This is a genomic window from Aquitalea aquatilis (assembly GCF_005155025.1).
In the GTDB taxonomy this organism is placed as follows: domain Bacteria; phylum Pseudomonadota; class Gammaproteobacteria; order Burkholderiales; family Chromobacteriaceae; genus Aquitalea; species Aquitalea aquatilis.
This window is the reverse complement of the sequence record NZ_CP039731.1, coordinates 979792-991798: the sequence shown is the minus strand read 5'-3', so window position 1 is coordinate 991798 and position 12007 is coordinate 979792. Positions and strand designations below refer to the sequence as shown.

Below are 12007 nucleotides of genomic sequence, written 5' to 3'. Positions count from 1 at the left end.
AGTCATGGGGGGCGGCGCGGCAAGCGGCATGCCGGTATGGCATGGGCATTGCCATTTGCATATGGCAACAAATCGCTGATGATCGCTCTATTTTCGCGACAATTCGCTTTATAATTCCCGCCAGACAGGTGTCCGGGCTTTGCCGCCCGGATGAAACGGGAAGCCGGTGCAAGACCGGCGCTGCCCCCGCAACGGTAAGGTCTGGCCTTTTGCTGGCCAAGGTTGTGCCATCGCCACTGTTCACATCGAACGGGAAGGCGCACGACTGCAAGACCAAGCCCGGAGACCGGCCTGTCGCCGGCGGCTGCCTGTGCGGCTGCCGGTGCTGGAGTATCGCGGGGAGGCGATCTTGCAGACAGCGGAGCGCGCCAGCTGCGCCGCTCCGCATGCCATGATGTTCAAGCGGCGAAAGCCGTCCTCTTCGCACTCCTCGCGGCAGCAGCCTGTCAGCTCTGCCGGTTTTTCATTTCAGGAGTGTGTGTTTCATGTTCAAGCCGCAACAAATCGGGCTGCTGGTGTCGCTGATCGGCACCGGCATGGCCCATGCCGACAATCTGCCGCAATTCCAGGGCGAGGAAGTGGTGGTAACGGCCAGCCGCCAGCCGCAATCCATCACCAAGACCCTGTCTGACATCAGTGTGATTACCCGCGACGACATCGAGCAATCTGCCGTCACCAGCTTGCCGCAACTGCTGGCACGCCAGCCCGGGGTTGAAGTGGTCAGTTCCGGTGGTGCCGGCAGCCAGGCCAGCATCTACCTGCGTGGCAGCAATGCCAACCAGACCGTGGTGTTGCTGGATGGTGTGCGTATCGTCTCGGCCACCACCGGTACCACGGCGCTGGAAAACATCCCGCTGGACAATATCGAGCGCATCGAAATCCTGCGTGGCAGCAGCTCCAGCCTGTATGGTGCCGATGCCATCGGCGGCGTGATCCAGATTTTCACTCGCCAGGGTAGCGGTGCCCCGCGTTTCAATGCTGCGCTGGGCGTGGGCGACCATGGTCTGTTCCAGTCAGCCGCTGGGGTGGCTGGCAAGCTGGACAATACCGCCTTCAGCCTGCAGTTCAGCCAGCAGCAAACCAATGGCATCTCCGCCACCAATGCGCAGAGCAGCAGCTATAACCCCGACCGTGATCCCTACCGCAACCTGTCCTACTCGGCCAACCTGACCCAGACGCTGGCTGCCGGCCAGGAGCTGTCGCTGCGCCTGTTCCAGACCAACGGCAAAATGGATTACGACGGCTACAACAGCCACGGTGAAGATCTGCAACGCAGTCGCCAGAGCGGTGCCAGCCTGGAATCCAAAAACAGCCTCACCGACAACTGGACCTCCACCCTGCGTTTCAGCCACAGCGTTGACAGACAGGAGCACTGGACCAATGGCGACATGGCCCAGCGTGCCGACCTGTATCAGACCGCCCAGAACGAATGGCTGTGGCAGAACGATATCCACACCGGGCTGGGAAATTGGCTGGCTGGCTTCGACTATACCCAGCAGCATGTGGACAGCAGCACGGCTTTTGATGTCAGCGAACGCAGCAACAAGGCGGTGTTCATCGGCTACAGCGGCGAATTCGGCAAGCATTTGCTGCAAGCCAGTGCCCGTCATGATCAGGATGAGCAGTTTGGCGGCAAAACCACCGGCCAGCTGGGTTACGGCTATCGCCTGAACGAGGCGCTGACTGCACGCGCCAGCTATGGCACCGCCTTCAAGGCCCCCACCTTCAATGACCTGTACTACCCGCTGGATAGCTATGGCTACGCCGGCAACCCCCACCTGCAGCCGGAGACATCGCGCAATGCCGAGCTGGCCTTGCAATACAAGGCTAATGGCAGTTCGGCCTCGCTGACGCTGTTTCACAACAGCATCGACAACATGATTGCCATTACCTCCGACTACAGCACCATGACCAATATCAGCCATGCCACCATCCGTGGTGCCACGTTGGCGGCGGCCAAGGCTGTCGGCAACTGGGACTGGTCTGGCTCTGCCACCTATCAGGACCCGCTGGACCATTCCGGCCACCAGCAATTGCAGCGACGTGCCCGCGCCTACGGGCAGCTGGCGGCCGCCTATGACTGGGGGCGAGTGACTACCGGGCTGGAGTGGCAGGTCAGTGCCAAGCGGCGTGACACGACCGATAGCGGCAGCAATGTCTGGCTGGGCGGCTATACGTTGACCAATCTCTATGCCAATTACCGCTTTGCCCGCGAGTGGACTGCCAATCTCAAGCTCAGCAATGTGTTCGACCGTCATTACACTACGCTCTATGGCTACAACACGGCGGGCCTTGGCGGGTATATCGGCGTAAGCTATCAGCAGAAATAAACCTTGCTTGCTACCTTATAGGTGGCAGCCCCTTCTTGGTTTGTAGCCGGGCCTCCTTGCTGGAGGCCCGGTTTTTCGGGATATCAAGTTCATGACCCACCTGATCAGCGGCGGCTCCCGCTCCGGTAAAAGCCGCTACGCCGAACAACTGGCCGTGCAGCATGGCGGCCCGGTGACTTACATCGCCACTGCCGAAGTGCGCGATGATGAGTTTGCCGAACGGGTGCGCCAGCACCGTTTGCAGCGGCCGCAGCACTGGCACGTGCTGGAAGCCGAGCGTGGTCTGGCCGAACTGGTGCTGGGACATGATCAGGAAGACGGCCTGTTGCTGGTGGATTGCCTGGGCATGTGGCTGATGCGCTTTTTCCGCAGCGACGACCAGTTCGACGAAATGGACTTCGTGCAGGAAAGGCAATGGCTGCTGGAAGCCATTGCGGCAGTGCAAGGCCAGCTGTTGCTGGTCAGCAATGAAATCGGCTGGGGCGTGATGCCGATGAGCAGCGTGGCACGGCGCTATGGCGATCTGCTTGGCCGGCTCAATCAGGACATCGCCGCCCGCTGCCAGCGCGTGACCCTGGTGGCCTGCGGCCTGCCGCTGGCGCTCAAGGGCGGCTGATGGCCCGGTTTGGACGCGCCGGCTGGTTGTTGCTGGCACTGCTGCTGGCCCCGGCCCAGGCGGCCATAGTCGTGCGCGACGGTGCCGGCCAAGGGCTGATACTGCCAAGTGCTGCCCGGCGCATTGTTTCGCTCTCTCCGCATGCCACCGAAATGCTCTACGCCATCGGTGCCGGCTCACGGCTGGTGGCGACGGTGGATTACAGCAACTATCCGCCAGCAGCACGCCAGCTACCGCGGGTGGGCGGCTATAGCGGGGTCAGCCTGGAAGCGGTCATGCGTCAGCAGCCCGATCTGGTAGTGGCCTGGCAGGATGGCGGCAATCCACGCGAACTGGAGCGCTTGCGCCAGCTTGGCGTGCCGGTGTTCATCAGCCATCCCTTGCAGCTGGAAGACATCGCCAGCGAGATGCACCGCCTGGGCCAGTTGACCGCCACGCAGCCGCAAGCCGATGCGGCGGCCAGCCGCTATCGCCAGCGTCTGCTGCAACTGCGCCAGCGTTATGCCCGCCGTCCGCCGCTGACGGTGTTTTACCAGATCAGCAGTGCCCCCATCTTTACCGTCAGCCAGCGCAGCTTCATGGGTTCGGTCATGCAGCTGTGCGGTGGGCGCAATGTCTTTGGTGGCCTTGCCCAGGCTGCGCCGCAGGTCAGCATGGAAGCGGTTGTCGCGGCTCAGCCACAAGTCATACTGGCTGGCCGCGCCGATATCCTGCGCATGTGGGACCGCTGGCCGGCCTTGCCGGCAGTGGCCAAAGCGACGCGCTATGTGGTGGATGAGGATTTGCTGACCATTCCCGGCCCACGGCTGCTGGACGGGGCCGTGGCCATGTGTGCCACGCTGGACACAGCACGGCGTAGTCTGGGTTTGACGCTGGACTAGCCGACCGTTATCCTCGCCGCCATGGACAAGGAACTGGAATATCTCGAATCCCGCGTGCAGGCATTGATTGGCCGCATCAAGGAACTGGAAACCCAGAACGGCCGTTTTGCCCAGGCGCTGGCTGAAGCGCTGAAGGAAAACGCCGAGCTGAATTTCCGTGTGAACGAAACCCGCAGTCGCGTGGCCGCGCTGGTGGAGCGCCTGCCGAAGGCGGATGAACCGGAGCAGGGCGCAGGAGAGGCAGAATGAGCGATATCGTGCAGGTGGACATCGAATTGCTGGGTCGTCACTTCACCATAGGCTCACCCGCCGACGAGCGCGAAACCCTGCTGGAAGCGGTCAGACTGCTGGAAGGCAAGATCGACATGATCCAGCAGCATGGCAAGGTGATGGATGCGGACAAGATCGCCATCATGGCCGCGCTGAACATTGCCCACGATTTGTTACGCACCAAAGTGGGAGAGGGCTTGGAAATGGCCTCATTCCAGCGTAAAATACGCAATATGAGCGAGGCAGCCGACACGGCGCTTCGCGAAAGCCAGCAAGCCCTGTTCTGAACAGGCAGGCTGGCGGACACTACAGATCAGCTTATCCCCTGCGGTGTTCGTGACGGCAAACAATTCCTTTGTACCAATGCGTTCGCTTCTGGTTGCCAGCGTGAGTCACGGGTGTGTCGGGTCCCTTGCGGACGCGCCCGAAGTGGCTGGCAGGTGACCCTCCCTGGAAACAGGGTACAAGCGAATTATGCCCAAACGACACTCGCGGGGGTCTCCCTTCACGACCCGGCGCATCTTGCTCCGGGTCGTTTTCATTTCTGCTCTCATGGGCCAGCCATGACGCCATCGTCTTCTGCCGCTACCGACAAGATCACCCTGCGCAAGAACATCCGTCGCCAGCGCATGGCATTGAGCCCGGCTTATCGCGCCCAGGCCATGCGCGCCGTTGCGCGCCATGCCGGCCGTTTGTTGCGGCGGGGCAAGCGCATTGGTGGCTATCTGGCGGCGGGTTCCGAGCTGGATATCGAGATTCTGCTCAGCACGGCCTTGCAACGCGGGGCCAGTGTCTGGTTGCCGCAGATTCCGGCGCGCGGCCGGCGCATGTGGTTCTCCCGGCTGAATGCGGCAGGCCGCTGGTATCGCCATCCGCGCTACGGCATCGTGGAATTTGATGGCCCCTGCCTGCGGGCAGAGCGGCTGGATGTGCTGTTGCTGCCCTTGCTGGCTGTCGACGAGCAAGGCTATCGCATGGGGCAGGGCGGGGGCTTCTATGACAGCAGTCTGGCCTTTCGCCACCGCCACCCCCGCTACGGCAAGCCCCTGCTGGTCGGCGTGGCCTACGATTGCCAGCGTGTGGCTGCCGTACCGCGCGAAGCGTGGGATGTGCAGCTGGACTATCTGCTGACTGAGTCGGGTCTGCACCGCTTTGCACCAAACCGCAGTGCTACTTAACGCACAGGGCGAGGGTTAGTCTCGACGGTCCCAGTGGTGATGGCGCTCTGCCGGCACGTAGACCGGAACCACCTCCACTGGCCGGAACTCAGGTCCACGGTAGGCAACGCGTGGCGGGACGACGACACAGGCGCTCAGAGCGCTGGCGAGCAAGACGCCGATCAGCAGGCTTTTCATGATGTTTCTCCTGGTTGCAAGGGCTGCTTGGCCCTGATGTTTATCCTGAACTCAGCATAATCCAGCCCGACAGTTGTAAGATGGCGTAAATTGTTAAGTTAACCTCCCATTGATTAACAGACATTTCCCATGCGCTATTGGCTGATGAAATCCGAGCCGGACGAAACGTCCATTGATGACCTGATGGCTGCGCCGCAGCGGGCTTTCGAGTGGACCGGGGTGCGTAATTATCAGGCGCGCAATTTCATGCGCGATGACATGCAGCCGGGTGATGGCGTGCTGTTCTGGCATTCCAGCTGTGCCGAGCCAGGTATCGCTGGCCTGGCTGTGGTGGCCAGTACTGCCCATGCCGACTCCAGCCAGTTTGATCCGGCCAGTCCCTATTTCGATGCCAAGTCCGTGCCGGATGCCGCGCGCTGGCAGTGTGTGGATGTGCGCTTTGTGCGCAAGACTCCGCTGCTGACGCCTGCCTTGTTGCGCCAGCATCCACCGCTGGAGCAGATGCAGGTACTCAAGCGCGGCAATCGGCTGTCGATTACCCCGGTCAGCCCGCTGGAGTGGGACTACATCACCAGCCAGTTGTGCTGAATCCTGCCCTGCTAACAGGGCCTGTCCCCATGCCAACCCGACAAGGACGCTGATGCTCTATCCCCCGATTACGCCCTACGCCAGCGGCATGTTGCCGCTGGATGGTCTGCACCAGATGTACTGGGAACAATGTGGCCGGCAGGATGGTCAGCCGGTGCTGTATCTGCATGGCGGGCCGGGCGATGGTTGTGCGCCGATGAGCCGGCAGCTGTTCGACCCCTGGTTTTATCGCGCGGTCTTGTTTGATCAGCGCGGCAGTGGCCGTTCGGTGCCGCGTGGCGAACTGCGCGACAACACCACCCAGCACCTGGTCGCCGACATCGAACGCCTGCGCGAGCATCTGGGCATCGCGCGCTGGCTGGTGTTTGGCGGATCCTGGGGTAGCACGCTGGCACTGGCCTATGCCCAGGCGCATCCGCAGCGGGTACAGGGCTTGGTCCTGCGTGGTATTTTTCTGGGCAGACAAAGCGAAATCGACTGGTTCATGCATGGCATGCGCCAGTTCTACCCCGAGGAATGGCAACGCTTTGTCGCGCCGATTCCCGTGGCTGAGCGCGACGATTTGCTGCAGGCCTATTACCGCCGGCTGACCGACCCCGATCCGCAAGTGCACCTGCCGGCCTGCCGTGCCTGGGGTCGTTACGAAGGAGCCTGCGTCGCCCTCCGCCAGAATGCCGACGCCATCGAGCGCGCCAGCAGCGAATATGTGGCGCTGTCGCTGGCGCGGCTGGAAGCGCATTACTTCGTACATCGCATTTTCCTGCCCGAGGCACAGTTGCTGCAGCAGATCGAGCGCATTCGCCATATCCCGGCGGTCATCGTGCAGGGCCGCTACGACGTGGTGTGCCCGCCAGTCACCGCCAGTGAACTGGCACAGCACTGGCCAGAGGCTGATTTCCACCTGGTGGAAATGGCTGGCCACTCGCTGTGGGAGGGGGGCATTCTCCAGCTGCTGATGCAGGCGCTGGAAACCTTCAAACTGCGCCTGAGCTGAACCGGCTGTCCATGTGGCAGTCTGTAAATAGATGAAAACCTCTTTGCGCTTGTTGCTGCTGTTGTGCAGCCTGTTCATCACTCCAGTGGCATGGGCCTATACCGACGAAGGGCGGCTTCCCTTTGTTGGCCAGCCGGGCGAATTGCCAGCTGAATTGGCCCTGCGTTTTGTCCGGCAGCGGCTGGGTCAGGAGGGGCAAATCGACTATCCGCATTTCCGGCTGATACAGCACAGCCCGGCTCCAGACTTCAAGCGGGCCGACATCACCCTGATTCGCGATGGTTTGCAAGACGACAGTGTCAAGGCGGTACGGCAGCAATTGCAGCTACTCCACCGCGACGGCCGCTGGGAGATTGACGCGATTCATGAAGATTTTTCCTGCTATCGGGCTGCGTCAGGCTGGACCCGCCGTCCCTGCCCCTGATGCCGTGGCGGCTGATGGCAAGCGTTTGTTTTTGTGCGGCTCTTATCGGCAGGGCCCTCTGGCCGCTATAATGGGCCGATTGAATTTGTGACGGACTGCCCAAGCTGCCCTGCCAGGCGGGGACTTGGGCAGTCCGCCCTTTTGTTTTCAAGCCATTCCAGACAAAGATCACCATGCAAGAAATCTATAGCCCGCGCGAAGTCGAAGCCGCCGCGCAACAGAAATGGCACCGCACCGCCGCCTTCAAGGCCGTGGAAGACGCCAGCCGTCCCAAGTACTACGCCTTGTCGATGTTCCCCTACCCGTCCGGCAAGCTGCACATGGGCCATGTGCGTAACTACACCATTACCGACGTGCTGGCCCGCTTCAAGCGCCTGCAGGGTTTCAATGTGCTGCAACCGATGGGCTGGGATGCCTTTGGCCTGCCGGCCGAAAACGCCGCCATGAAAAACGGTGGCGCACCGGCCGCCTGGACCTATGCCAACATCGAATACATGAAAACCCAGCTGGACAGCCTGGGCTTTGCCCTGGACTGGGAGCGCGAGCTGGCCACCTGCAAGCCCGACTACTACCGCTGGGAGCAGTGGCTGTTTACCCGCCTGTTTGAAAAAGGCGTGATCTACAAGAAAAACGGCGTGGTCAACTGGGACCCGGTGGACCAGACCGTGCTGGCCAACGAGCAAGTGGTGGATGGCCGCGGCTGGCGCTCCGGTGCCGTGGTGGAAAAGCGCGAAATCCCCATGTACTACTTCGCCATCACCAAGTACGCCGACGAACTGCTCACCAGCCTGGATACGCTGGATGGCTGGCCGGAACAGGTCAAGACCATGCAGAAGAACTGGATTGGCAAGAGCCACGGTTCTGACGTGGTGTTTGCCTACGATGAGGCCAGTATCGGCCATGCCGGGATCATGAAGGTGTACACCACCCGCCCGGATACCCTGATGGGGGCCACTTATGTGGCGGTAGCGGCGGAACACCCGCTGGCTACCCAGGCGGCTGCCAATAATCCGGCACTGCAGGCCTTCATCGCCGAATGCAAGGCAGGTTCCGTGGCCGAGGCCGACGTGGCCAAGATGGAAAAGAAGGGCATGGACACCGGCCTGTTCGTGGTGCATCCGCTGACCGGGGCCAAGCTGCCGGTGTGGGTAGCCAACTACGTGCTGTGGGGTTACGGCGAAGGTGCAGTGATGGCCGTGCCGGCGCATGACGAGCGCGATTTCGAATTCGCCAACAAATACAGCCTGCCGCTGCTGCAAGTGTATGCCAAGGTGATCGGCGACAACGATTTCGACGCTGCCACATGGCAAGACTGGTATGCCGCCAAGGATGACAGCGTACGCACCGTCAACAGCGGCAAATACGATGGTCTGGGCTTTGCTGCCGCATTTGACGCCATCGTCGGCGATCTGGAAGCCAAAACGGCCGGCCAGAAGAAAACCCAGTACCGCCTGCGCGACTGGGGGATCTCCCGTCAGCGCTACTGGGGCTGCCCCATCCCCATCATCCATTGCCCGACTTGCGGCGATGTGCCGGTGCCGGAAAAAGACCTGCCGGTGGTGCTGCCGGAAAACGTGATTCCGGATGGTGCCGGCTCGCCTTTGGCCAAGATGCCGGAATTCTACGAAACCAGCTGCCCCAAGTGTGGCGGTGCCGCCAAGCGCGAAACCGACACCATGGACACCTTTGTCGAGTCCAGCTGGTACTACGCCCGCTACGCCTCGCCCAAGTGTGAAACCGCCATGCTGGACAAGGCCGCTGCCGACTACTGGCTGCAGGTTGACCAGTACGTAGGTGGCATCGAACACGCCATCCTGCACCTGCTGTACGCCCGTTTCTTCCACAAGCTGATGCGCGACGAAGGCCTGGTCTCCAGCGACGAACCGTTCAAGAGCCTGCTGACCCAGGGCATGGTGATCTGCGAAACCTTCTATCGCGACCTGCCCAACGGCAGCAAGGACTGGATCGCTCCGCAAGACGTGGTGCTGGAGCGCGACGGCAAGGGCAAGATCACCGGCGCAACCCATCGTGTGGACGGCCTGCCGGTGGTGGTGGGTGGCATCGAGAAGATGTCCAAGTCCAAGAACAATGGCGTGGACCCGCAGGAATTCATCGAGAAATATGGTGCCGATACCGCGCGCCTGTTCATGATGTTTGCCGCGCCGCCGGAGCAGAGCCTGGAATGGTCGGATGCCGGTGTCGAGGGCGCTTTCCGCTTCCTCAAGCGTTTGTGGAAACTGGCCAAGGAACATGCCGATGCCGGCGTGGTAACCGCCTATGTAGGTGGCGAGCTGAACGCCAGCCAGAAGGAATTGCGCTTCAAGCTGCACAGCACCATCCAGAAAGTGGCGGATGACTATGGCCGTCGCCAGCAGTTCAACACCGCCATCGCCGCGGTGATGGAGCTGCTGAACACCTATGACAAGACCGACCGCAGCGATGCCGCCGGCCGTGCCGTGGCGCAAGAAGTACTGGAAAGCGTCACCTTGCTGCTGTCGCCCATCGTGCCGCACATCACCGATGCCATCTGGGCGGTGCTGCGTCCGGGCAGCGAGCTATTGGCACAAGCCTGGCCTCAAGTGGACGAGGCCGCGCTGGTGAAGAGCGAAATCGAAATGATGGTGCAGGTGGCCGGCAAGCTGCGTGGCAGCATCACCGTGGCCGCCGATGCAGCCAAGGATGTCATCGAGGCCGCCGCCCTTGCACATGAAAACGTGCAGAAGTTCATGGAAGGCAAACCGGCCAAGAAGATCATCGTGGTGCCGGGCCGACTGGTGAATATCGTCGTGTAATGGCAAACCGGCCCCGGATCATGCCGGGGCCGCCAACAAACCCGGGCCGGCTCGGACCAGATTCCCCACAACAGGGGATGGGCTGATCCGGCTTTTCCTTACGGAGAAACAGGAATGACCCGAACCCTGCACTGGCTGGTGCTCACTGGCGCCGTACTCTTGCTCAGCGCCTGCGGTTTTCATCTCAAGGGCATGGGTGGCAGCAGCCGCCCGCTGCCCTTCAGCAGCGTTTATGTGGAAGAGGGCAGTGGCCAACTGGGCCCCTTGCTGCGGGAAACCCTGTTGCGTAATGACAAAGTGGTGATGTTGTCCTCGCCCAAACAGGCCGAGGCCGTGGTCAGCGTGCTGAGTGAACGCCAGTCCAAGGAAGTGTCGACCATCAATAGCGGCGGCAAGGTCAACGAGTACTTGCTGAGCTATAGCGCCACGGTCCGCACGGTGATTGGTGGTTCGCCCATCGAGCCGGACATGCAGGTGTCGGTGCGCCGTTACATGAATTATTCGGATAGCGATGTGCTGGGCAAGGAGCAGGAAGAAAATCTGCTGTGGACTGATATCCGCCGCGATGCGGCCGAGCAGATCGCCCGCCGGCTGGCCTATGTCAAGCGCCCGACCGCCATGGGCACGACTGGCCCGCAAAGCCTGAAGCCTGCCAATGCCCAGCCTAAGCCCTGATGCGCTGGAGACGGTGCTGGCCAAGGGGCTGGCGCCGCTCTACCTGATTCATGGTGAAGAGGCGCTGCTGGCGCTGGAAGCGGCCGACAGCCTGCGCACGCATGCCCGTGCGCAAGGCTATCAGGAGCGCGAAGTGCTGACGGTGGAAGCGGGTTTCGACTGGTCGCAACTGCGCGATGCCATGAGCAGCGTCTCGCTGTTTGCCTCGCTCAAGCTGCTGGAGCTCCGCATCCCTGGCGGCAAGCCGGGCAATGAAGGTGCGGAAGCCCTGCAACAGCTGGCGGCCAACCCGCCGCAAGACACCATCACCCTGCTGACCCTGCCACGGCTGGAAAAAGCGCAGCTGCAATCCAAGTGGTATCTCGCGCTGGAAAAAGCCGCGGTGGTGGTGGAAGCCAAACCGGTGGGACGGCACGAGCTGGGCGGCTGGATTGCCCGCCGCATGAAACGCCAGCACCAGCAACTGTCGGGTGAGGCGCTGACTTTTTTTGCCGACCGGGTGGAAGGTAATCTGCTGGCGGCCCGTCAGGAAGTGGACAAGCTGGCCTTGCTTTACCCGGCCGGCGAGTTGACGCTGGAGCAGTTGCGCGAGGCCGTGGCCAATGTGGCGCGCTTCGATGTGTTCCATCTGTCCGAATCCTGGCTGTCCGGCGATGCCGCCCGCGTGCAACGCATGCTGGAAGGCCTGTTGGCAGAAGGCGAATCGCCGGTGCTGGTGTTGTGGTCTTTCACCGAAGATGTACGCATGCTGCTGCGCTTGCGGCAGGGGCTGAAGGATGGACGGCAGTTGCGCGATCTGGCGCGTGAATTGCGCCTGTGGGGTGACAAACAGCGGCTGGCCGAGCCGGCCCTGCGCCGTATCGGCCCGCGCAAGTTGATGACGGCCTTGTCGGAGTGCGCCCGTATTGATCAGCAGATCAAAGGCGTGGCGGCCGGCGACCCCTGGCATTCCCTGCGTGGCCTGGCCTTGCTGTTGGCGACATGATGCAGAAAAAACACAGTAATTTTAAATGGTCAGCCTATGCTGGCCATTTTTTTTTAAATTGAACCAGAATTTATGTGGCTGTTATTTAAATTTCTTT

13 protein-coding genes, 1 other RNA gene and 1 riboswitch are annotated in these 12007 nt (G+C 61.6%); of the genes, 13 read left to right on the top strand and 1 reads right to left on the bottom strand.

Annotated elements, in window-relative coordinates; all coding sequences use genetic code 11:
• Positions 1-109: 109 nt before the first annotated feature.
• Positions 110-309: riboswitch (cobalamin riboswitch) on the top strand.
• Positions 310-485: 176 nt separating this feature from the next.
• The 7 genes from FAZ30_RS04450 to FAZ30_RS04420 all read left to right on the top strand — a co-directional run bounded on the left by FAZ30_RS04450 (position 486) and on the right by FAZ30_RS04420 (position 5275).
• Complete coding sequence (locus FAZ30_RS04450) at positions 486-2330, top strand: TonB-dependent receptor domain-containing protein (protein WP_137008876.1); 1845 nt, start codon at positions 486-488, stop codon at positions 2328-2330.
• A 91-nt stretch (positions 2331-2421) separates the two neighbouring features.
• Positions 2422-2946: a bifunctional adenosylcobinamide kinase/adenosylcobinamide-phosphate guanylyltransferase gene (cobU, locus tag FAZ30_RS04445; RefSeq protein WP_137008874.1), complete on the top strand. Its 525-nt coding sequence runs from the start codon at positions 2422-2424 to the stop codon at positions 2944-2946.
• On the top strand, positions 2946-3827 hold the full coding sequence (locus tag FAZ30_RS04440) for a cobalamin-binding protein (RefSeq protein WP_137008872.1): 882 nt from the start codon (positions 2946-2948) through the stop codon (positions 3825-3827). Before cobU ends, FAZ30_RS04440 begins: the two co-directional genes overlap by 1 nt.
• Before the next feature lie 21 nt (positions 3828-3848).
• Positions 3849-4076, top strand: a complete 228-nt coding sequence (locus tag FAZ30_RS04435; protein WP_124644054.1) for a hypothetical protein — start codon at positions 3849-3851, stop codon at positions 4074-4076.
• Complete coding sequence (locus tag FAZ30_RS04430) at positions 4073-4384, top strand: cell division protein ZapA (protein WP_059285823.1); 312 nt, start codon at positions 4073-4075, stop codon at positions 4382-4384. Before FAZ30_RS04435 ends, FAZ30_RS04430 begins: the two co-directional genes overlap by 4 nt.
• Positions 4385-4416: 32 nt before the next feature.
• Positions 4417-4599: non-coding RNA, 6S RNA (gene ssrS / locus FAZ30_RS04425), on the top strand.
• Between the two features lie 61 nt (positions 4600-4660).
• On the top strand, positions 4661-5275 hold the full coding sequence (locus tag FAZ30_RS04420; RefSeq protein WP_137008870.1) for a 5-formyltetrahydrofolate cyclo-ligase: 615 nt from the start codon (positions 4661-4663) through the stop codon (positions 5273-5275).
• A gap of 15 nt (positions 5276-5290) precedes the next feature.
• Here FAZ30_RS04420 and FAZ30_RS20360 read toward each other — a convergent pair whose 3' ends face one another.
• Complete coding sequence (locus FAZ30_RS20360) at positions 5291-5452, bottom strand: hypothetical protein (protein WP_158613595.1); 162 nt, start codon at positions 5450-5452, stop codon at positions 5291-5293.
• Positions 5453-5581: 129 nt separating this feature from the next.
• On the opposite strand from FAZ30_RS20360, the gene FAZ30_RS04415 reads away from it, so the two are divergent.
• The 6 genes from FAZ30_RS04415 to holA all read left to right on the top strand — a co-directional run bounded on the left by FAZ30_RS04415 (position 5582) and on the right by holA (position 11910).
• Positions 5582-6040, top strand: a complete 459-nt coding sequence (locus tag FAZ30_RS04415) for an EVE domain-containing protein (protein WP_124644056.1) — start codon at positions 5582-5584, stop codon at positions 6038-6040.
• Positions 6041-6092: 52 nt separating this feature from the next.
• Entirely contained in the window at positions 6093-7034 is a 942-nt protein-coding gene (gene pip, locus FAZ30_RS04410; RefSeq protein WP_124644057.1) for a prolyl aminopeptidase, read from the top strand.
• Between the two features lie 31 nt (positions 7035-7065).
• Complete coding sequence (locus FAZ30_RS04405; protein ID WP_124644058.1) at positions 7066-7458, top strand: hypothetical protein; 393 nt, start codon at positions 7066-7068, stop codon at positions 7456-7458.
• A 173-nt stretch (positions 7459-7631) separates the two neighbouring features.
• Entirely contained in the window at positions 7632-10250 is a 2619-nt protein-coding gene (gene leuS / locus FAZ30_RS04400) for a leucine--tRNA ligase (RefSeq protein ID WP_124644059.1), read from the top strand.
• A 114-nt stretch (positions 10251-10364) separates the two neighbouring features.
• Positions 10365-10925: an LPS-assembly lipoprotein LptE gene (locus tag FAZ30_RS04395; RefSeq protein WP_124644060.1), complete on the top strand. Its 561-nt coding sequence runs from the start codon at positions 10365-10367 to the stop codon at positions 10923-10925.
• On the top strand, positions 10906-11910 hold the full coding sequence (gene holA / locus FAZ30_RS04390; RefSeq protein WP_124644061.1) for a DNA polymerase III subunit delta: 1005 nt from the start codon (positions 10906-10908) through the stop codon (positions 11908-11910). The genes FAZ30_RS04395 and holA overlap by 20 nt, the downstream gene beginning before the upstream one ends.
• Positions 11911-12007: the final 97 nt, after the last annotated feature.

Excerpts from the sequence above, each read along its gene's own strand:
- FAZ30_RS04450 (WP_137008876.1), top strand. The coding sequence starts at position 486 with ATGTTCAAGCCGCAACAAATCGGGCTGCTGGTGTCGCTGATCGGCACC.
- cobU (WP_137008874.1), top strand. The coding sequence starts at position 2,422 with ATGACCCACCTGATCAGCGGCGGCTCCCGCTCCGGTAAAAGCCGCTAC.
- FAZ30_RS04440 (WP_137008872.1), top strand. The coding sequence starts at position 2,946 with ATGGCCCGGTTTGGACGCGCCGGCTGGTTGTTGCTGGCACTGCTGCTG.
- FAZ30_RS04435 (WP_124644054.1), top strand. The coding sequence starts at position 3,849 with ATGGACAAGGAACTGGAATATCTCGAATCCCGCGTGCAGGCATTGATT.
- FAZ30_RS04430 (WP_059285823.1), top strand. The coding sequence starts at position 4,073 with ATGAGCGATATCGTGCAGGTGGACATCGAATTGCTGGGTCGTCACTTC.
- FAZ30_RS04420 (WP_137008870.1), top strand. The coding sequence starts at position 4,661 with ATGACGCCATCGTCTTCTGCCGCTACCGACAAGATCACCCTGCGCAAG.
- FAZ30_RS20360 (WP_158613595.1), bottom strand. The coding sequence starts at position 5,452 with ATGAAAAGCCTGCTGATCGGCGTCTTGCTCGCCAGCGCTCTGAGCGCC.
- FAZ30_RS04415 (WP_124644056.1), top strand. The coding sequence starts at position 5,582 with ATGCGCTATTGGCTGATGAAATCCGAGCCGGACGAAACGTCCATTGAT.
- pip (WP_124644057.1), top strand. The coding sequence starts at position 6,093 with ATGCTCTATCCCCCGATTACGCCCTACGCCAGCGGCATGTTGCCGCTG.
- FAZ30_RS04405 (WP_124644058.1), top strand. The coding sequence starts at position 7,066 with ATGAAAACCTCTTTGCGCTTGTTGCTGCTGTTGTGCAGCCTGTTCATC.
- leuS (WP_124644059.1), top strand. The coding sequence starts at position 7,632 with ATGCAAGAAATCTATAGCCCGCGCGAAGTCGAAGCCGCCGCGCAACAG.
- FAZ30_RS04395 (WP_124644060.1), top strand. The coding sequence starts at position 10,365 with ATGACCCGAACCCTGCACTGGCTGGTGCTCACTGGCGCCGTACTCTTG.
- holA (WP_124644061.1), top strand. The coding sequence starts at position 10,906 with ATGCCCAGCCTAAGCCCTGATGCGCTGGAGACGGTGCTGGCCAAGGGG.